This is a genomic window from Streptomyces sp. NPDC058469 (assembly GCF_042721125.1).
Classification (GTDB): domain Bacteria; phylum Actinomycetota; class Actinomycetes; order Streptomycetales; family Streptomycetaceae; genus Streptomyces.
Genome location: NZ_JBHXME010000013.1, coordinates 40,819 through 59,151, shown reverse-complemented (window position 1 = coordinate 59,151; position 18,333 = coordinate 40,819). Strand labels below are relative to the sequence as shown.

The 18,333-nt window shown below is 69.5% G+C and carries 13 protein-coding genes and 1 pseudogene; 7 read left to right on the top strand and 7 right to left on the bottom strand.

The window, feature by feature from the left end:
- Window positions 1–34: 34 nt before the first annotated feature.
- The gene (locus ACFWP5_RS09850; protein ID WP_384153017.1) at window positions 35–1,225 is read right to left on the bottom strand and encodes a hypothetical protein; all 1,191 of its coding nucleotides are present in this window, start codon (window positions 1,223–1,225) and stop codon (window positions 35–37) included.
- Window positions 1,226–1,630: 405 nt separating this feature from the next.
- Between ACFWP5_RS09850 and ACFWP5_RS09845 the strand changes: the two genes are divergently transcribed.
- Window positions 1,631–2,065 (top strand): GtrA family protein, encoded by a 435-nt coding sequence (locus ACFWP5_RS09845; protein ID WP_384153014.1) that lies wholly within the window; start codon window positions 1,631–1,633, stop codon window positions 2,063–2,065.
- Window positions 2,066–2,452: 387 nt separating this feature from the next.
- Here ACFWP5_RS09845 and ACFWP5_RS09840 read toward each other — a convergent pair whose 3' ends face one another.
- The gene (locus tag ACFWP5_RS09840) at window positions 2,453–3,946 is read right to left on the bottom strand and encodes a hypothetical protein (RefSeq protein WP_384153011.1); all 1,494 of its coding nucleotides are present in this window, start codon (window positions 3,944–3,946) and stop codon (window positions 2,453–2,455) included.
- Window positions 3,947–4,028: 82 nt separating this feature from the next.
- On the opposite strand from ACFWP5_RS09840, the gene ACFWP5_RS09835 reads away from it, so the two are divergent.
- Window positions 4,029–4,466: a hypothetical protein gene (locus ACFWP5_RS09835; RefSeq protein ID WP_384153009.1), complete on the top strand. Its 438-nt coding sequence runs from the start codon at window positions 4,029–4,031 to the stop codon at window positions 4,464–4,466.
- A gap of 377 nt (window positions 4,467–4,843) precedes the next feature.
- Window positions 4,844–6,676, top strand: coding sequence for a phosphatidylglycerol lysyltransferase domain-containing protein (locus ACFWP5_RS09830; protein WP_384153006.1), 1,833 nt, complete (start codon window positions 4,844–4,846; stop codon window positions 6,674–6,676).
- Window positions 6,677–6,832: 156 nt separating this feature from the next.
- Here the strand turns inward: ACFWP5_RS09830 and ACFWP5_RS09825 are convergent, their stop codons facing one another.
- From ACFWP5_RS09825 to ACFWP5_RS09815, 3 genes are read right to left on the bottom strand one after another with little or no spacing between them, the layout of a single operon-like run.
- Complete coding sequence (locus ACFWP5_RS09825; RefSeq protein WP_384153003.1) at window positions 6,833–7,921, bottom strand: ABC transporter substrate-binding protein; 1,089 nt, start codon at window positions 7,919–7,921, stop codon at window positions 6,833–6,835.
- Window positions 7,922–7,975: 54 nt separating this feature from the next.
- Entirely contained in the window at window positions 7,976–8,857 is an 882-nt protein-coding gene (locus tag ACFWP5_RS09820; protein ID WP_384153000.1) for an ABC transporter permease, read from the bottom strand.
- Window positions 8,854–9,714: an ABC transporter ATP-binding protein gene (locus ACFWP5_RS09815; RefSeq protein ID WP_384152997.1), complete on the bottom strand. Its 861-nt coding sequence runs from the start codon at window positions 9,712–9,714 to the stop codon at window positions 8,854–8,856. Before ACFWP5_RS09815 ends, ACFWP5_RS09820 begins: the two co-directional genes overlap by 4 nt.
- A 234-nt stretch (window positions 9,715–9,948) precedes the next feature.
- Here ACFWP5_RS09815 and ACFWP5_RS09810 point away from each other — a divergent pair, with 234 nt between their 5' ends.
- Together ACFWP5_RS09810 and ACFWP5_RS09805 are read left to right on the top strand one after the other, a co-directional pair.
- Window positions 9,949–11,616, top strand: coding sequence for an ATP-binding protein (locus tag ACFWP5_RS09810; RefSeq protein WP_384152994.1), 1,668 nt, complete (start codon window positions 9,949–9,951; stop codon window positions 11,614–11,616).
- Entirely contained in the window at window positions 11,613–12,302 is a 690-nt protein-coding gene (locus ACFWP5_RS09805; protein ID WP_384152990.1) for a response regulator, read from the top strand. The genes ACFWP5_RS09810 and ACFWP5_RS09805 overlap by 4 nt, the downstream gene beginning before the upstream one ends.
- Before the next feature lie 667 nt (window positions 12,303–12,969).
- Here ACFWP5_RS09805 and ACFWP5_RS09800 read toward each other — a convergent pair.
- Window positions 12,970–14,514: an MFS transporter gene (locus ACFWP5_RS09800; protein WP_384152988.1), complete on the bottom strand. Its 1,545-nt coding sequence runs from the start codon at window positions 14,512–14,514 to the stop codon at window positions 12,970–12,972.
- Window positions 14,515–14,537: 23 nt separating this feature from the next.
- Between ACFWP5_RS09800 and ACFWP5_RS09795 the strand changes: the two genes are divergently transcribed.
- Together ACFWP5_RS09795 and ACFWP5_RS09790 are read left to right on the top strand one after the other, a co-directional pair.
- Complete coding sequence (locus ACFWP5_RS09795; RefSeq protein ID WP_384152985.1) at window positions 14,538–15,656, top strand: Lrp/AsnC family transcriptional regulator; 1,119 nt, start codon at window positions 14,538–14,540, stop codon at window positions 15,654–15,656.
- A gap of 109 nt (window positions 15,657–15,765) precedes the next feature.
- A pseudogene (locus ACFWP5_RS09790) lies at window positions 15,766–16,060 on the top strand (IS701 family transposase); the annotation flags it as partial.
- Window positions 16,061–16,665: 605 nt separating this feature from the next.
- Here ACFWP5_RS09790 and ACFWP5_RS09785 read toward each other — a convergent pair.
- Window positions 16,666–18,252, bottom strand: coding sequence for an alpha-1,2-mannosidase (locus ACFWP5_RS09785; RefSeq protein ID WP_384152982.1), 1,587 nt, complete (start codon window positions 18,250–18,252; stop codon window positions 16,666–16,668).
- Window positions 18,253–18,333 lie beyond the last annotated feature (81 nt).

Here is an 18,333-nt window from a genome sequence, read left to right as displayed (position 1 = left end):
CCGCTTGCTCCGGACCGGGTGGGCGGACCTTCCGTCACAGGGCCCGATGGGAGACGGTGAGCAGGTAGGTGCCGTAGAAGAGGGAGACGCCGGCCAGGGCGGTGAGCAGGACGACGATGGTGCGCAGGCGGCTCCGCGCCAGATGCAGGGCGAGCGGGAGCAGCAGAGGGAAGGCCGGCAGCAGGAACCTCGGTTTGCTCGTGAAGAAGTGGGTGCCGCCGACGGCCATCACGATGAGGACGGCGCAGTACGCGAGTAGCGGAAGGGGCTGCCCGTTCAGTGCGCAGAAGAGGAACAGCAGCAGGGAACCGAGGATGATCGCGGCGGTCGCGTAGACGACGAGGGTGTCGTGCCCGACGATCAGATGCCTGAACATGTGGGCGGTGTAGTGGCCGAAGTCGAATCGAGAGCCCCAGAGGCTCTGCACGTGGAAGTAGCCGGTGGGGTTGTGTGTCGTGAGTCCCACCCAGCCGATGTAGCCCAGCCATCCGAGAGGAGCCGTGGCGGCCGCCGCCCAGGCGCGCCGAGCAGTGGGCTCCCCGGTGCGGCGCAGTTGCCAGAGATGAGCGACCGCGCCGGTGACGACGGCGACCGCCACAGCGAGGCCGTTGGGACGGCACAGCCCGGCCAGTACCGCCAGCATCCCTGCGGTCAGCCAGCGGCGGGTCAGCACGGCGTGGAGCGACCAGGCGGCGAAGGCCGTCATGAGGGGTTCCGTGTAAGCCATCGTCAGGATGATCGCGTGCGGCAGCAGCGCCCACAGCGCCACGAGGATGATCCCGACGCGTCGTCCGTGCAGCAGCTCGCCGGTCGCGTACACGCCCCAGGCCGCCACCAGGGCGGCACTCCATGCGATGAGCAGCGCGACGTTGACCGGGCCGATCGGTAGCACTGTGCTCACGGCGCGGATCAGACCCGGGAAGAGGGGGAAGAACGCCAGGTCGTTGTAGACGCTGCCCCCTTTGCCGTGGACGATCAGTCCGTAGCCGTACTGGGAGATGTGCCAGTACCAGCGGCCGTCCCATTCCAGGCCGAACACGGCGCGCGGGTGCCTGCCGAGATGCAGCGACCACAAGGTCGCCATGACCACACCGGTCAGCCGCACGGCGGCGAACGACGTCACTGCCAGCAGTGCCTTCCCCAGCTCGAAACGCCACCCTCGCCGCTGAGACCGCGGATCGAGAAGCGGCGCGAACCGGCGCGTGAACGCGTCGATTGTTTTCACTGGATTGTCACCTGTTTCGACCTCCTTCTTCGCCCTGTAGGAGGGAGCGAACGGGATGCCGGGTTCCAATGCCAGGAAATCTCTTACTTCACGAGAATCAGTGATATTTATAGTTAATATTGCCCTCACTTTTGACGACGGCGATGGCATTCCGACAGCATCCGTCGGGCACCTGGGCGCGACATCACCGCCTTACGCGGACGGCCGGCTCGCGGTGCTGTGAAAGATCGCATCGAGACACGCCGGAACGTGTTTTGGAGTCCAACGAGCCGGGCGGCTAGGTCGCGGCTGGACAATGATCCGACGGCCAGTGCCCCGCGTACGTACCCGCGGTCCGGCCGACGATCTCGGAGCACGACAGTGCGAAGCCCGAACGTCTGGAGGTTTGCGCGTCCGGTGAAAACTGTGGATGAACTAGACGCGAAGCGCACGGATCTTTCCGCGCTGCTTCGGGAGGTCGCCAGGTTCGGTGCCGTCGGCGGGCTGGGCATCGGGGTGAATCTCGCCGTGTTCAACCTCAGCCGGGCGGTGACTTCTCTGCCCGTGGTGCGGTGCAGCGTCATCGCGACCAGCGTGGCAATAGTCTTCAACTACCTGGGTTTCCGGTACTTCGCCTATCGACACCGCGATCCGCAGGGTCGTGCCGCGGAGTTCGCTCTCTTCTGTTTTTTCAGCGTCGTCGGCCTGATCATCGAGAACGGGGTGCTGTACGTCGCGACGTACGACTTCGGCTGGGATTCGGCCCTTCAGAGCAACCTCTTCAAGGTCATGGGGATCGTGTGCGGGACCCTCTTCCGCTTCTGGTCCTACCGCACCTGGGTGTTCCGGGTGCGGCGCTGAGGGCGGCTCCGTCCGCCGAACGGGTGTTGCGTGCTGGCACTCAACGGACTTCGCGGACCTGCCGTCACCGTCGGCCTTGATGTTCATCGCCCGCTGCTCCGCCCGGTTCAACGCACCCGACCGCGCTGACCACACCACGGTCGCGGAACCGTCCGACACCTGGGCGACGGCGTACACAACGAGGGTGCGCACTGCGGCAAGGCGAACGAGTGGCCCGTAGCCGCCGGAAACGCATCGGTACAGCCGAGGCGCACGTCGCGGCGAACAGCCGGCGTCGACGACAGCCCGGTGCCGGGCCGCGAGCAGAGCCGCAGCGGACAGCAAGAGAAGTGCCGTGGTGTGCCAGCCCGCGCGTCGCCCCGTGAGGCGCGGGGTGCGGGGGAGTGGTCATGAGGTGGGGGCGATGTAGGCGTACACGGCACCGTCCAGCCGGACGAGCCTCCAGCCGCGGGCGTAGGACGGCGGACGGGCCGCGCTGGTGGTGAGGACGGCGACCGGCATCCGCTGGGCCGCCTGGGCGATGGCCGCGGCGTCGGTGTTGGCGTTGGGGCCCTGGGTACTGGCGGAGGCGCACCCGGCGTAGAAGGCGATCGGGATGGTCGACGGCCCGGTGAGCAGACACGGTGGGCGTACGCCCACCCGGCGCAGTGCGGCGGCGGTGCGCTCCCAGCCCTTGTGGCCGGCGGTGGTGCGCTGAACGGTGTGTGCCAGCACCGCGTACTGCACCGCCAGATGTCCGGCCAGGCCCACCGTCACCAGCGTCACGGCGACCGGGCGCCAGGCTCTGCCCGGCGCGGTGACCAGCCAGACGAGCGCGTCGGCGACCGGGATGGCCAGCAGCGCGTAGGTGGGCAGCAGGAAGCGGGGCGCGGCGTATCCGATGAGGAACAGATACGGGATGGCCGCCGTCACCGCGCAGGCCAACAGCAGTGCGGTGGGCGGCGTGCGCCGGCCCCGCACGGCCACTGCCAGCCCGATGACCGCCAGCACCGGCAGAGCGAACCACCAGGCCGTCACCACGGGGTTCGGCATCGCGCCGGTGCACGGGCGGCACAGCGAACGCCCGCCCAGGCTGCGCAGTTGGTCACCGATGGCGATGTGCCAGCCCAGACCGCCCTGGATGTCGGATCCCTCGGACAGTCGCCGGCCAAGGCCCCCGAAGCGGGCGTACGCCTCGATCACCCACTCGGCCGCCCCGGCCACCAGCCCACCCGCCAGAGCGATGAGCAGCCGGCCGTGCCGCCACCGGCGAAGAACCACTGAGACGAAGAGCAGCGGCAGGGTCACCCACACCGCGTCCGTGGGCCGCATCCACGCCATCAGCAGGGCACTTGCCGCCAGCCCCCACAGCGGACCGCGTCGGGTGCGGTCGGTCTGGGCCTGAAGGAAGCAGCCGACGCCTGCCAGGGCGCCGACCGCCACCCAGTAGTTGGGCATGGCCTGAGGACCGTAGAAGACGGTCACCCACAGGCTCGCGAACAGGGCGCCGCCCAGCGCGAGCACCCGGACCGGGAACAGGCCGCGCCAGGCGCGCAGCGCCAGGAACAGCCCGAGACCCGCCAGCAGCGCCAGGTAGACCCGCAGGAGCGGGGTGGACGACGACCATCCGGCGACCGGCGCCACCAGCAGCGAGATGCCGCGGGCGCGCGGGGCGCTGAAGAACGATGCCGGGGCGTGGGAGCTGACCTGGCTGACGTACACCGACTCGTCCCAGCCCAGCCCCATCCCAGGGCCTACGACCACCAACTGGGCCAGGACGAAGGCACCCGCCACCGCCGCCAGCCACCACGGGCCCTTGCGGCCCCGTCCCGCGGCCGGGCCGAGTGGCGGCTCGTGGCCGCCGATGCGGTCGAGTGTCACGGTGTGCACGGCTCTGGTCATCGTCCGTCCCTCGCCCCTGACAGCCTGTAGAGTGTCGATAACCCTACAGGCTGTAGGGTCGCCTGCAGGAGCTGGGCCAAACATGGTCAAACTAGCGTGCACACCCCCGGAGCGCACCGCGGAGGTCGACGAGGTCCGGCCGCGCCGGGGGCGGATCGGGCTGCGGCTGTCCCTGGTCGGAGTCGTCGCCGACAGGGCCACCCTGATACTTCGGGCCCGCGACGGAGGCCAAGCCGAGATGCGGCTGCCCGTCGACAGTTACGGCGGCCGGTTCCAGGTGTGTATTCCGCTGGATGCGCTCGCCACCGCGTGCATCGCACGTGACTGGATCTGGGATCTCTACCTGGACGCGGGGACGGAGGGAGCGCCGCTGCGGCTGGGCAGGCATCCGGACGGCATCGCCGGCGAGAAGAACGTCTTCGTCTGCCCGGCGCAGCATGCGGCCGGGGTGCGGGTGCAGCTGTACTGCACGGTCACGGACGATCTGTCGATCGCCTGCGCGCGGGAGGAGAAGCGGTGAGATCAGCGGCCATGCCGGCTCCAGCGCCCCCGACTTCGCCCGGCGCGACGCCCGTTCGGCGAACAGGACAGCTTGAGCGCGACTTCCTCGACGCGCCGTGGGCCACCGGCAGGGCCTGGCACCGGTCGATATCCAGGAGGGCGCGGTGGCGGTGTCCCTGTCGACCTGGTGCAGCCCGTCCTCCGGCGACTTCGCGAGCGGGGCCTGGTCCAGCCCTCCGGCGACGACCTCGGCGCGTGGGAACCCGTAGGATGCGCCGCTGAACGAACAGCCCAGGTCATGCATCAGATTCGCGTACCCGACGCAGCCGCCCCGGCCTCTCTTCCGTCCCCGTCCACGCCGGTGACCCCGGCCTCCCTCCGAGGTGAACCCCCACGGTGCCCGCACACCTCTCGCCCTCGAACCTCCGACAGCACACGCCCACGGACCGCGTTCCCTCCCCGAGCGGACCACCGCGCCCACGCACACGGCTGCGCAGGGGCGCGGCCTCGGCCACGGTCTGGTACCTGCGGCTGCTCGCCGTGCTCAACCTGGCCGCGGTCGTCTCGCTGTCCTTCCGCGACGAGGTCCAAGAGCACAACGTCGGTGAGTACTTCACCCCGTATCTGGCCACCGCCGGGCTCATCTCGGCGGCGCTGGCACTCTTCCTCGCCGCGGTGATGCGGCGCCGCAAACGGGCCGCGTGGATCTTCAACCTGCTGCTGGCCGGCGGGCTGTTCGCGCTGTACACGCTGGCCATGACCCAAGGGGCGTACCGCGAGCACGTCACCAACTGGGGCTCCCTGCTGCTCACCGGCCTGTTCGTGGCCGCGCTGCTCCTCGGGCGCGGGGAGTTCAAGGCAGTGGGGGACCGCTCCAACCCGAAGCTGGCCCTCGCCGCGGGAGCGGGCGGTCTCCTCGTCAGCGGCACGATCGGCACGCTGCTGGTCGCCGCCACCAACAAGCTGCCCGGCGCCACGCTGACCGACGAGATCGCCTACACCCTGCTGCGCGGCATCAGCGTCGGCCCGCTCGCCGACCGCGTCGACGCCGTGCACGCACCGCGCTGGGTCGACGTCCTCATCAACATCCTGATCGCAGCGACCTTCCTGCTCGTCCTGTACGCCTGCTTCCGTGCCCCGCGCGGTCGCGCCCTGCTCGGCGAGGACGACGAACAGCGGCTGCGCGACCTGCTGGCCCGGCACGGTGAGCGAGACTCCCTCGGCTACTTCGCCCTGCGCCGCGACAAGGCCGCGATCTTCTCGCCCAGCGGCAAGGCGGCTGTCACCTACCGGGTGGTCGGCGGCGTCAGCCTGGCCTCCGGCGACCCCGTCGGCGACCCCGAGGCATGGCCCGGTGCCATCGACGCGTGGCTGGAAGAGGCCCGCCGGCACGCCTGGACCCCGGCGGTGATGGGCGCGAGCGAGGAGGCCGGCACCATCTACGCCCGGCATGGGCTGGACGCCCTGGAACTGGGCGACGAGGCCATCGTGGAGATCGCCGACTTCACCCTCGAAGGACGTGCCATGCGGGCCGTACGACAGGCGCACAACCGGGTGCACCGGGCCGGATACACGGTGAGCGTCCGACGCCACGAGGACATCACGGACGACGAGATGGCGCTGCTGATCGACAAGGCCGACCACTGGCGCGACGGACCGACCGAACGCGGCTTCTCCATGGCGCTGGGACGGCTCGGTGACCCCGGCGACGGCCGCTGCGTGATGCTGGAATGCCGCGACGCCGACGGTGAACCGCGCGCCCTGCTCAGCTTCGTCCCCTGGGGCGAGCAAGGCCTCTCCCTGGACCTGATGCGCCGGGAACGCGCCTGCGAGAACGGCCTGATGGAGTTCATGGTCGTTGAACTGCTGCTGCGTGCCGAGGAGTTGGGCGTACGGCGGGTGTCGCTGAACTTCGCCATGTTCCGCTCGGTCTTCGAACGCGGCGCGCGCCTCGGTGCGGGCCCGGTACTGCGGCTGTGGCGGTCGATGCTCACCTTCTTCTCCCGCTGGTGGCAGATCGAGTCGCTCTACCGTGCCAACGCCAAGTACCGGCCCGTGTGGGAGCCCCGCTTCCTGCTGTTCGCCAAGAGCGGCGACATCCCCCGCATCGGCCTGGCCAGCGCCCGCGCCGAGGGCTTCCTCACCCCGCCACCGCTGCCCGCCCTCCGGCGCCGCGGGCGTTCCTCCGCCTCCGAGGCAGAACCGGCCCCGGCAACCTACAGCTTGTAAGGCGGCTCGATAGCGGGCACGTTTCCCGGCGGCGAAGCCGAACGGCGCATCCACACCACCGTCCTGCCGGTCCGCTGACCTGTCTCTGTCTGCTCGGGAAAGCCGGGTGGCCGCCCAACTGGCAATCAGCTGGGCGGCCTCGGGTACGGCGCGGGCTCAGCCGTTCGGTCCGGCCGGGGTCGTGGTGGTCTTGAAGCCCTCGGTCTTGTTGGCCTGGACGGCGAAGTCATTGGTGAAGGTCTTGCCGAGGTCCACCGACCCCTTCACGTTGCCGACCAGCTTCTCCGTCGCCAGAGAGGTCTTCGGGCCGCCGGCCGGCATGAGACCGTCCGGGAGGAACTGGCCCTTGTCCTCGTTCAGGGCCGCGATGTAGTCGGCCTTGGTCACCAGCTGGTTGGACACGAACGACGCAGGGAGCTTGTTCGCGATGTCGGCCGCGCTGTGGGTGCTGATCCAGTGCATGGTGGCGACGAGCGCGTCGACGACCTTCTGCACCGAGTCCTTGTGCGCGTTCACCCAGTCGGTGCGGGCGAGCACGCTGGCAGCGGGATAGGCACCGCCCATCGCCGCCGTGGCGCCGGAGGTGGTGGCCAGGTCGATCGCGGAGGTACCGACGCCCTTCTTCTGGATCGCGGCCACCGTGGGCTGCGTCGTCATCACGCAGTCGACCTTGCCGTTCTGCAGCGCGGCGATCGCGGTGGAGCCCGAGCCGACCCCGATCCGATGGAGCTGGCCGGTCTTTACACCCTTCTGGGCGGCCAGGAACTGGGTGAGGGTGTCGGTGCCCGACCCCAGGTCGGTGACGCCGAGGGTCTTCCCCTTGAAGTCGGCGGCCGAGTGGACGCCCGACTTGCTGGTGCACATCTCGCGCTCGCCCGGCGCGCCGGAAAGCTGCACGACGTCCTCGACGGCCTTGCCCTTCGCCTGGAACTCGATCGTGTGGTTGTACCAGGCGCCGGCCATGTCCACCTGCCCCGAGGCCATGGCCTCCTCGGCGCCCACGCCGCCGTCCTGCTCGGTGCTCAGCTGCACGTTGACGCCGTACTTCTTGTAGAAGCCGAGCTGCTGGGCGAGCTGGTACGGCAGGTAGATCTGCTTGTCGAGGCCGCCGGCCATGAGCTTGACGGTCGGCGTGGAGCCCGAACCCCCGGTCGAGGCCGAGGAGTTGCCGGAACAGGCGCTGGCGGCGCCGAGGGCGAGAACGGTGAGGACGGACGCGGCGACGGCGACGGGTCGTCTGGACATGGCTGACCACATTCCTTTGCTGAGGGTTCTGGGATGAAGCGGGGGCGGGGGGCGTCAGATGATGTTGGAGGCCTCGGACGGGGCCGGCGGGCGCCAGGCCAGCAGCCGGTGTTCGAGCTTGCCGATCAGCCACTCGGCGCCGAGCACGATGACCGAGATGACGAGCATCGTGGCGAACACGCCGTTGGGGTCGAAGTTGTTCTGCGCGGTCTTGATGACCAGGCCGAGGCCGCTCTGCGCGCCGAGCACCTCGCCGACCAGGGCGCCGACGATGGCGAAGCCGAAGGCGCTGTGCAGGCTGGCGATGATCCAGGTGAGTGCGGAGGGCACGGTCACGTGCCGGATGATCTGCAGTTGCGAGGCGCCGAGGACCTTGGTGTTGGCGAGGATGTTGCGGTCGACCTCGCGGACGCCCTGGAAGGCGTTGAAGAAGACGATGAAGAACACCAGCACCGCGGCGAGCAGGATCTTCGGCAGCACGCCGATGCCGAACGCGACGATGAAGATCGAGCCGAGGACGATACGCGGGATCGCGTTGACCATCTTGATGTAGGGGCCGAGCACGTCGGCGAGGAAGCGGCTCTGGCCGAGCGCGACGCCGAAGACCACTCCGGTGACGGCCCCGAGGGCGAAGCCGACGAGCGCCTCCTGGATCGTGGTCCAGATGTTCGAGTAGAAGGAACCGAACTCGGTGCCGTGCCGGAAGAGGTCGACCAGCCGCTTGGCGATGCCTGACGGCTGCCCGAAGAAGAACGGGTCGACGATCCCCCAGGTGGTGAAGGCCTGCCAGCCACCGAGGACGAAGACCGCGAGCCCGATGCGCCCCGCCCACACCAGCAGGGTGCGCCGCCGGACGGCGCGCTTGGCGGCGGACCTGGCGGAGACCTGCGAGCCGTCTTTGACCAGGGCGGTGGAAACGGTGGACGTCGTACTCATGCCGTACCTCCTGCGGTGCGTGCGTAGGCGCGCTCCACCTCCTCGCGCAGGCAGTCCCAGATCTGGTGCTGAAGTTCGATGAAGCGGGGCTGGAAGCGGATCTCCTGGACCGCGCCGCGCGGGCGCGGCAGGTCGATGTCGAAGACCGCCTTGACCGAGCCGGGGCTGGACGTCATGACGACGACGCGGTCGGCCAGCGCCACGGCCTCGTCGAGGTCGTGCGTGATGAAGATGACCGACGGACGGATCTGCTCCCACAGGCCGAGGAGTTCGGTCGACATGATCGCCTTGGTCTGCACGTCCAGGGCGCCGAACGGCTCGTCCATGATCAGGATCTTGGGTTCGTTGATCAGTGCCGCGGCCATCGCCACGCGCTTGCGCATGCCGCCGGAGAGCTGGTGCGGGTAGCGGTCCTCGAACCCTGTAAGGCCCACCCGGCGCAGCCAGTCGCGGGCCGAGGCCTGGGCCTTCTGCTTGGGCACTCGGCGGAAGACGGGGCCCATCAGGACGTTGCCGAGGACCGTCTTCCAGGGCAGCAGCGCATCGGTCTGGAACATGAAGCTGACACCGTCGGCGACGCCGTCCACCTCACGGCCGCCGACCCTGACCGAGCCCTCACTGGGCCGGTCGAGCCCGGACACCATGCTCAGCGTCGTCGACTTGCCGCAGCCGGTCGGACCGACCACCGCGCAGAACTGGCCGGGCTCCACGGTGAACGAGACGTCCTGCAGTGCCGTGAACACCTCACCCGCAGGAGTCAGAAATCGTTTGGTGAGTCCTGAGATCTCGACTCGCGCGCTGTCCCGGCCGATCTTCTCGGCGCCGGGGCTCGTCGCGACATCGTTTCGCGAAGCCATCTGAGGCGGTCTCCCTTCCTAACCTCGGAGGTCGAGGAAGGCAGACGCTAAAGGCCTCGTGGTGTTACGTCGCTGTTTCAGACGTATCCCGCGTTAGTCGTGTTAACAGGGGTTCTGCGCATTCTGCTCAGCGGTTCAGGGGGTGGGCAGAAGGCCCGCGGTGGGACACAATCACGCCACCACGGGTACGGCGAAGGGGCCGGGCCCGGCAGCACGACAAGGGCAAAGACACCTGTGACGCCCATCCGTATCCGGATCGGCCGCGGCGGGACGGGGAGGCTCTCCGCGCGGATCCTGGCCAACCAGCTGGCCATCCTGGCCCTCACCGGAGCCATCGGCTTCGTACTGTTCGCGTTCGCCCAGCGGGCCGAGATCGACCGTGCCTACGAGCAGCGGGCACTGGACATCGCGCAGACCACGGCCGCCGATCCGCAGATCCGGCGAGCCGTGGCGTACGGCGGTGGCGGCGACATCGTGCAGACCGTCGCCGAACGGATCCGGAAGGCGTCGGGGGCGTCGTACGTGGTCGTGATCGACCTGCACGGCCGCCGCCATTCGCACCCCGACCCGGCGCTGATCGGCGAACCGGTGGGCGATCCGATCGTGGTGCTGGACGGCCGTCCCCACGTCGGCTCCGACCAGGGCGCGACCGGGCGCTCGGCCAACGGCAAGGCTCCGCTCTACGGGCCCACAGGCACGCTGGTCGGCGAGGTCTCGGCCGGTATTCCGGAACACGACGTGCTCGGCGAGCTGTGGCGGGAGCTGCCCACCTTCGGGCTGTACAGCGCGATCGCCGTCGCGCTCGGCTCTGCTGCCGCGTTCCTGCTGGCCAGGCGGTTGAAGCGGTCGACTTTCGGGCTGGAGCTGGAGGAGATCGCCGGACTGTTCCAGGATCGCGAGGCCATGCTCCACGGCATCCGGGAGGGCGTGATCGCCTTCGCTCCGGATGGCCGGATCACCGTGGTCAACGACGAGGCCCGCAATCTGCTCGGCCTCGGTACGGCGCTCGGCAGCCGGCTCGAGGAGGTGCTGCCCGACGGGCGGCTGCGCCGCGCCCTGGACGGCACCCTGACCGGCACCGACCTCAACGTGCTGACCGATGACCACTGCCTGGTCGTCAACCGGATGCCGGTGACGCTGCACGGCCGTGAACTGGGCGCGGTGGTCACCGTACGCGACCGCACCGAGCTGATCGGGCTGCTGCGCGAACTGGACTCGGTGCGCGGGCTGACCGACGCCCTGCGCGCCCAGCAGCACGAGTTCACCAACCGCATGCACACCGTGGCCGGGCTGCTGGACATCGGCGACCACGACGCCGCCCTTGAGTACGCCGTCGAGTCGGCCGGCGCCGACCAGGCGCTGACCGAGTCCGTACGCGAACGGATCGGCAACGCGCTGCTCGTGGGGCTGATCGTCGCCAAGACCACGGTGGCCGCGGAACGCGGGGTACGGATGGTGCTCAGTGACGACTCCGCGCTCGGCGAGGACCCGCCGCATCTGCGCCGGCTGCTGACCATCGTGGGGAACCTGCTGGACAACGCGATCGACGCGGCGTCCGGCGGACCGCCCCCGGCGGGCGGCCGCGAGGTCGAGCTCTCGCTGATCGAGGCTGTCGACGTGGTGATGGTGCGGGTCGCGGACAGCGGCCCGGGGATTCCGCCGGGCGCCGCCGAGTCGATCTTCGAGGACGGCTGGTCGACCCGGCCCGACCGCGGCACCGCCCGGCGCGGACTGGGGTTGGCCCTCGTCCACCGGCTCACCCAGCGGCACGGCGGCACGATCACGGTCAGCGAGGGGCCGGGCGCGGTCTTCACCGTCGTACTACCGCTGCCGGACGCCACGCCCGTTCCACGCGACGCACAGCTCACAACGGCCTCGCCGACCGGAGGTGACCGCGAATGATCCGGACCCTGGTGGTGGACGACGACTTCCACATCAGCCACATCCACTGCGACTACGCGTCCCGCGTCGAGGACTTCGAGGTGGTCGGCCGGGCGGCGACCGTGGCCGAGACACTGGACGCGGTGCGCACCCTCCACCCCGACCTGCTGCTGCTCGACGTGTTCCTCCCGGACGGCAGCGGACTCGACGTGCTGCGGCAGCTCAGCTCGGACGAGGGCGGCGCCCGCCCCGACGTCATCATGATCACCGCAGACAGGGACATCACCTCGGTACGGACCGCCATGAAGCTCGGCGCAGTGGGCTACCTGGTCAAGCCGTTCGGCTCCGGCGACCTGGCCGAGCGGCTCACCGCCTACCGCGAACTCCAGCACCGCGTAGCCGCGTTGGGCCTCGCCCCGCGGACCGACCAGGCCGACGTGGACGCCCTCTTCAGCGCCGCCCGGCCACCGGCCGTCCCCCGCGTCCCTGCCAAGGGGCACTCCGCACCGACCCTCGCCCTCCTGCACCAGGTACTGCGCACCGCCCACGACCCCCTGTCCGCGGCCCAGGCCGCCGAACTCACCGGTGTCTCCCGCGCCACGGCCCAGCGGTACCTCTCCTACCTCGTACGGGAGGGCATGGTCCGCCTCGAACTCCGCTACGGGGCCACCGGCCGTCCCGAACACCGCTACCGGATCGCCCGATGAGGTGGGTGCCGAGACCCACCTGACAGCAGCTCGCCAGCCTTGCCGCCAGCCTGCAGAGAGCAGTTCAGTAACCCGGCGTTCCTGACCTGCAACGATGAGACCTGTGGAGGGTCTTGGACGTTGCTGTCGAAGGAGCACTTGTCAGGTGAAGAGTACTGACCTGTATCCGCATGTTCGCGTCCAGCGCGACGGCTGTGGGGTCAGACAGGTGGGGTGCTGCTGGTCGAGGCAGTCCGCAAGGCCGGCCCGCATCAGGCGATAATGATCATTAGCTGCCTGTGCGTATTACTTGGGGAGGTCTTGTGAGTCTGAGTACCTATTGTCGTTCCGATCTTGAGGGGTGTGGGTCGGACGGGAGTCTCGATCGGGTGATCGCGGCTGGTCGCGGAGATGAGAACAGGGACTCTTGGTAGTCGTCAGCGGTCTGCCAAATCTGGTGGATGGACCGCGCCGCAGTGCTGGAGAGCGCTCTGTCCGGTGGCCTCTTCTCTCCCGACGTCCTCAGCCTGTGGTACGTCGGGAGGTGCGGCCCAATCCTGCGATATGCGGTCGCGAGACCTCGCTCTTCATCGATCACCGGCGCACCGCGATCTCCTCAACGCCTTTGGCGAGGACCGGTCGGCAGGATCTCACCGACGGCCGGTGACGGTTTCGCCCGGCGAGGTTCTCAGTTGTTCGCTGAGTGCCGTTCCTCTGACGAAGTAGTTGCCGGCGGCAGTTCAGGGGTGTCTTCAACGCTCGGTCGTTGGCGGATCATGAGGAAGGAGACCAGGGCGGCGGCGACGCCGATCAGCCCGGCGACGAACAGGAGCATGTCGATGCCATGGGCAGCCGCGGCACGGATCGCCTGATCGGTGATGTCGCGGGATCCGGGCGCGGCGGAGTGCAGGACCTGGTCGGATTGCCCGGCGGCGACGTCGTGAGCGAGGGAGGTCGCCGAGGTCAGGTGCTTTCGGACGAGGGCGTGCTGGGTGCCGGCGGTGAAGACGCTGCCCAGCAGGGCGATGCCGAAGGCGAATCCCACCTGGCGGGCGGTGTTGATGGCACCGGCGGCCATGCCGCCGCGCTGGGGTGGTACCGCGGCCATTCCGGTCGCGCTCAGCGGCGGGGCGGCGAATCCGACGCCCAGGCCGACCACGAGGAACCCGGGCAGCAGCGCGGGCCACGATGGCCAGGCGTCGACGAGCGCGGCCGCGAGGAGATCACCGACGCCGATCAGGAGGATCCCGCCGCTGATCACGCGGCCGGGCCGCCATCGGTGCATGGCGCGGCCCAGTGCCGCGGACACGACGAACGCCGCGACCGACATCGGCAGGCTGACCAGGCCGGCGGTCACCGGCGAGAGACGCAGGACCGACTGCATCCAGATCGACGTGTACGCGAAGGACACGTACGCGGCGAAGTTGAGCAGGACGGCCGCGATGAGGACTCCGCTGAACGTCGAGTTGCGCAGCAGCGCCAGGTCGAGCACCGGCTCGGCGATCCGGCTCTCGGCGATGACGAACGCGAGCAGGAAGACCGCGCCGGTGAGCAGCATCGACCAGCATGCCGGGTCACTCCAGCCGTGCTCGTTCGTACGGATCATCGCGAAGGTCAGCGAGCCGATCGCCACGGTGAACAGGGCAACGCCGCCCATGTCGAGGCGCCGGGTGTCGCGGGTGTGCGCGTCACGCAGCACGAACAGGCACGTCGCGATCGCCACCGCGCTGACCGGAAGGTTGACGAAGAAGATCCATCGCCAGGACAGGCCCTGCGTCAGCGGGCCTCCGAGCAGTGGTCCGGCCGCGGACGAGGCGCCGGACACCGCTCCCCACATCCCGTATGCCGTTGCCCGGTCCCGTCCGGTGTAAGAGCTGTTCAGCAACGCGAACGTGGTGGCGAACATCGCCGCGGCGCCCACACCCTGCACGATCCTGGCGGTGATCAGCGCCGACGTGGTCGGGGCGAGTCCGCTGGCCAAGGACGCCACGGCGAACAGCGCCAACCCGCCGATGTAGCACCGCCGGTGGCCGATCCGGTCCGCGAGTGAGCCGATGCCAAGCAGCAGAGCAGCCAGCGCCAGGGCGTATCCGTCGACGACCCACTGCAGCGCCCCCAGCGAGGTGTGCAGGTCGGCGGCCATGTCGGGCAGCGCCACGTTCACGATCGTCACGTCCACCAGCAGCATGAACGTGCCCAGGCACACAGCCGACAGCGGCAACCATTTACGCATTGTGCGCTCCTTCCGTCGTAGCCGTGCAAGCCTCGGCCACGCCCGGTGCGCAACGGTCCAGAAACGGCGCCTTCTGTAGTGTTGCCGCTATGCAGCGCCCTCTGATCGCTGATTCCGTCATGCTGGATCCGGATGATGTGCGAATCCTTCGCGCCCTTCAGGTTGATCCGCGGGTCGGATTCGCGACCGTCGCGACGGTCCTCGGGATCTCCGAACTGGCCGTCGCCCGCCGCTACCGCCGCATGCGACGTGCCGGGGTGATCCGGGTGATCGGGGTCGTCGACCCGGGAGCGCTCGGGCAGAGTCAGTGGATGGTGCGTTTGCGCTGTCGGCCCGGCAGCGTCACGGCCATCGCCGAAGCACTCGCGCAACGTGACGACGTCAGCTGGGTCGCCCTGAGCGCTGCCGGCTCCGAGGTGACCTGCGCCGTGCGGTCGCGCTCACAGGAGCAGCGCGACGACCTGCTGGGCCGCCGGCTGCCCCGCATCGCCGCTGTGCTCGACCTGCAGGCATCGGTGGTCCTCCGCCAGTTCGTCGGCGGACGCGGGCACTACTGGGCCGCACTCACCGGAACCCTGACCCCCGAGCAGGAGTCCGCCCTCGGGTTCCGCGACAGGCCCTACACCGAACAGCCGGTCGTACGGGACCAACCGTCGCAGCTCAGCGCCCATGACGAGAAGCTGCTCGCGGCTCTTGCCGCCGACGGACGGGCCAGTCTCGTCGACCTCGCCGTTGCGGCCGACCTCACACCGGGCCGAGCGTCACGACGTCTGAACGCACTGCTTTCCAGCGGAGTGGCCTACATCGACGTGGAGATCGCACCGATGGCCCTGGGATACCGAGCCCGGGCGAACCTGTGGGTGCGAGCCCACCCAGCCAAGATCAAAATTGTCGGGCGGGCGATGGCGCAGATGCCCGAGGTGGGATTCGCTGCCGCAGTGTCCGGACCGTCCAACCTCCACGCCGTCGTACAGTGTCGCGACCTCGACGGGCTGTTCGAGTTCACCACCGATCGCGTCGGGACCCTGCCCGGCGTCGAAGGCATGGAGATCAGCCCTATCTTCCGCCAGATCAAACAGGCCGGAACCCGGGTGGACGGTGACCGCTTGAACGACCCGCCGAGCGACCGCGGCCGCCGCTGACACCGGCGACAGAGAGACGCCCGACTCTCCTTCACGAGCGACCCTCACGGGTTCCGTCTGACTCAAGTCGAGCGGCGGTAGTCGGCTCGGGGTGGTTGCCACCGATCGGCCCGAAGACGCCGAGGCCCCCCGAGTACTGGCTGTCCAACCTGCCGGCGGATACCCCGATCGCCGATCTCGTATGTCTGGCCAAGGTCCGCCGGCGCATCGAGCATGACCACCGTGAACTCGAACACGGCCTGGGACGTGACCACTTCGAAGGCCGGTCCTGGCCGGGCTGGCACGACCACGTCACCCACGTGTCCGCCGCCCACTCCTTCCTCACCAAACAACGACTGTCCCCAAAAATCCCCGGGCCGGCCTCACCCTCTACCAGGTCCTCGACACCCTCCAGAACACCCTGAGGTGCTGGACCGGCATCCGCACACCTGCCAACTGTCGGCGTACATCTGAACGTACCCCTCCTCGCCGCCTTGGACGCTTTTGACCGTGACGCTCTCACCACCTGGGCACCTGGCGAGCCCGCCAACCGCGCCCCCCACGACGCGCCCTACCGAGCTGGCCCTCACTCTGGCTACCTTCCTGACCGTTCTGCAGCGCCCCGCCCCCCGACGGGGCCGCCCGCAGGCGCCTGGACTGCGGCATCCGGTCCGGCGACCTGTGGCGGGCTGCTTGCGCTGGTGACGGTAGTGGTGAAGTCCGGTGCGCTGTCCTACTGCTGGTGGCGAGTGGGAGCCGGCCTGCTGGCCGCCGTGCTCTCGTTCGATCCGTCCTGGCTCGAACGAGAGCACCAACGGCCCGCCTCGGCAGTACATCCCCAAGGACGCCGACCTTTCGGCCTACGCCCCGCGCGCGTGGCGACAGCGGCCGCCGATCTCAACAGCCTGCGCATGCGAAAACGCTCAGCTGGGCAACCCCAGCCGAGCGCCTGTCCACACTGCCCGCAGCCTGATCAATCGACCACGGTGTTGCGACGACCTCTCGAACTCGCCGGTGTGGCGATGGGGCTTCAGGAATTCTTCAGGTACGCGGCCAGCTTGGCGACAAGCCGGGCGGCGTCGTCCAGGCCGCGGGCCGTCTCGCCCAGGTCGCCGGCGAGCAGCTTCTGCAGGGCTTGCCCCGCTTCCTGGCCCTCCTGCCGACCGGCGGTGTCCGACCAGGGGCCGGGGACGGTCGTACCCCGGTATCCGACGGGGTCGCCCCCGCGGGACGCGCGGTAGCCGGTGAAGTCGGCGGCACCATGGGCCGGCCCGGCGGCGACCTCGGCCGTGAGGAACTGGACCCGGGAAAGCTGAGTCTGCTCGGAGCCGTGGTTGTCGGTAATGCTCAGGCGGTAGCGGGCGTAGGACGCGGGGGAGGCGACGGCGTACTCCTTCGTCTCGTACCGCTGCCTGAAGTGTTCGCGGGTGCGGGAGTCCACGGTCGTCCAGTGACCGCCGTCGTGCGATCCCTGGAGCTCCCACTCCTCCGGGTCCCGTTCGGGGGCGTCGTTCGCCGAGGTCAGCCGGTAAACGGTGACCGCGGCGGGGTACTCAAGGGTGAAGTCCAGCACGGCGGTGTCACCGTCCGCCAGCCACTTGCTCGGGGACTTGCTGAGCAGGTTCTCCGCGACCTCGCCCGCCGCGTAGAACTCGTCGCTCGCCTCGACGTCGGCGACCGTGCGAGTGATGTCCCGCAGTTCGCCGACGGGTTGCCGCACCTCGGGCGTGCCGGCGGAGTTCACGTGGCTCAGGGCAATCGAGGCGGTGGTGCCCCGCCGGTCGGTCCAGGACACGCGCTCCACGGGCGCCCCTCCGTCGTCGAGCAGCAGCCGCAGCTCGCCCGAGGGGGACCATGCGCTGTCGTGTCCCTCCTCGGTGGAGAACCGGTGCAGCCGGGCCCCGGTCGTGCCTTCGGGGTAGGCCCAGCGGTCGGTGAGCGTGCCGCGGTACTCGGTGACAGTACCGTCGACAGTCCTGCGGTGTCCCAGGAAACGGGACAGGTCCGCGCTCAGCCCCATCGCCGCCTCCGATCCGTCCGCCCCGCGCCAGGAGAGGTGCGCGGGCATGACACGCTCACCCGTGTCGATGTGGAGGAGCAGTCGGGGAGCGGGCTGCCAGGCGGTGGAGCCGGAGGCGCGGACCTCGGCACGGAAGGCGACGACGGACCGGTTGGCCGCCCGGGCCGCCATGGCGCGCTCCGCCCGGTCCCGGTCGTGCGTGGGAGCCACGGTGACGGCACGCAGGCGCAGCAGTGTGTCCGCGCCCTCGGGGCTGCGTACCTCAAGAACGTTGTCGCCGGCGGCCAACAGTTCCCCCGGCGCAGTGAGGACAGTGTCCTGCGGGTCGCTGTGCCCCCCGTCCGCCGGTATCGCCAGCCGTTCCGCGAGGGTCTTGCCGTTGAGCAGGACGTCCATCGGAGCGCTCGCGCCGAGAACAGTCACCGTGACGACGGCCTCGTCGATCTCCTCCCGCTCGCCCACCGTGAAGTCCACCTTGATGTGACCGCCGGCGCCCAGCGCGAGGTGCGAGGGGGCGATGCCGCAGCGGTGGTGGGTGACCACGGCGTTCGAGAGTTGGGCCGGGCTGGTGGAGAAGTCGGCGAATACGGGTTCCATGCGTGTCCCTACGTCGTCCGGGGCGTACCAGTAGTACCGGTCGCGATGTGTACGCCGCGGCCTCGCGGCCTGTGGCTCGCA

What these genes read in the sequence shown, in the direction of transcription:
- ACFWP5_RS09815 (WP_384152997.1), bottom strand. Translation starts at nt 9,714, where the DNA reads ATGGCTTCGCGAAACGATGTCGCGACGAGCCCCGGCGCCGAGAAGATC.
- ACFWP5_RS09840 (WP_384153011.1), bottom strand. Translation starts at nt 3,946, where the DNA reads ATGACCAGAGCCGTGCACACCGTGACACTCGACCGCATCGGCGGCCAC.
- ACFWP5_RS09785 (WP_384152982.1), bottom strand. Translation starts at nt 18,252, where the DNA reads ATGGAACCCGTATTCGCCGACTTCTCCACCAGCCCGGCCCAACTCTCG.
- ACFWP5_RS09825 (WP_384153003.1), bottom strand. Translation starts at nt 7,921, where the DNA reads ATGTCCAGACGACCCGTCGCCGTCGCCGCGTCCGTCCTCACCGTTCTC.
- ACFWP5_RS09835 (WP_384153009.1), top strand. Translation starts at nt 4,029, where the DNA reads ATGGTCAAACTAGCGTGCACACCCCCGGAGCGCACCGCGGAGGTCGAC.
- ACFWP5_RS09820 (WP_384153000.1), bottom strand. Translation starts at nt 8,857, where the DNA reads ATGAGTACGACGTCCACCGTTTCCACCGCCCTGGTCAAAGACGGCTCG.
- ACFWP5_RS09805 (WP_384152990.1), top strand. Translation starts at nt 11,613, where the DNA reads ATGATCCGGACCCTGGTGGTGGACGACGACTTCCACATCAGCCACATC.
- ACFWP5_RS09800 (WP_384152988.1), bottom strand. Translation starts at nt 14,514, where the DNA reads ATGCGTAAATGGTTGCCGCTGTCGGCTGTGTGCCTGGGCACGTTCATG.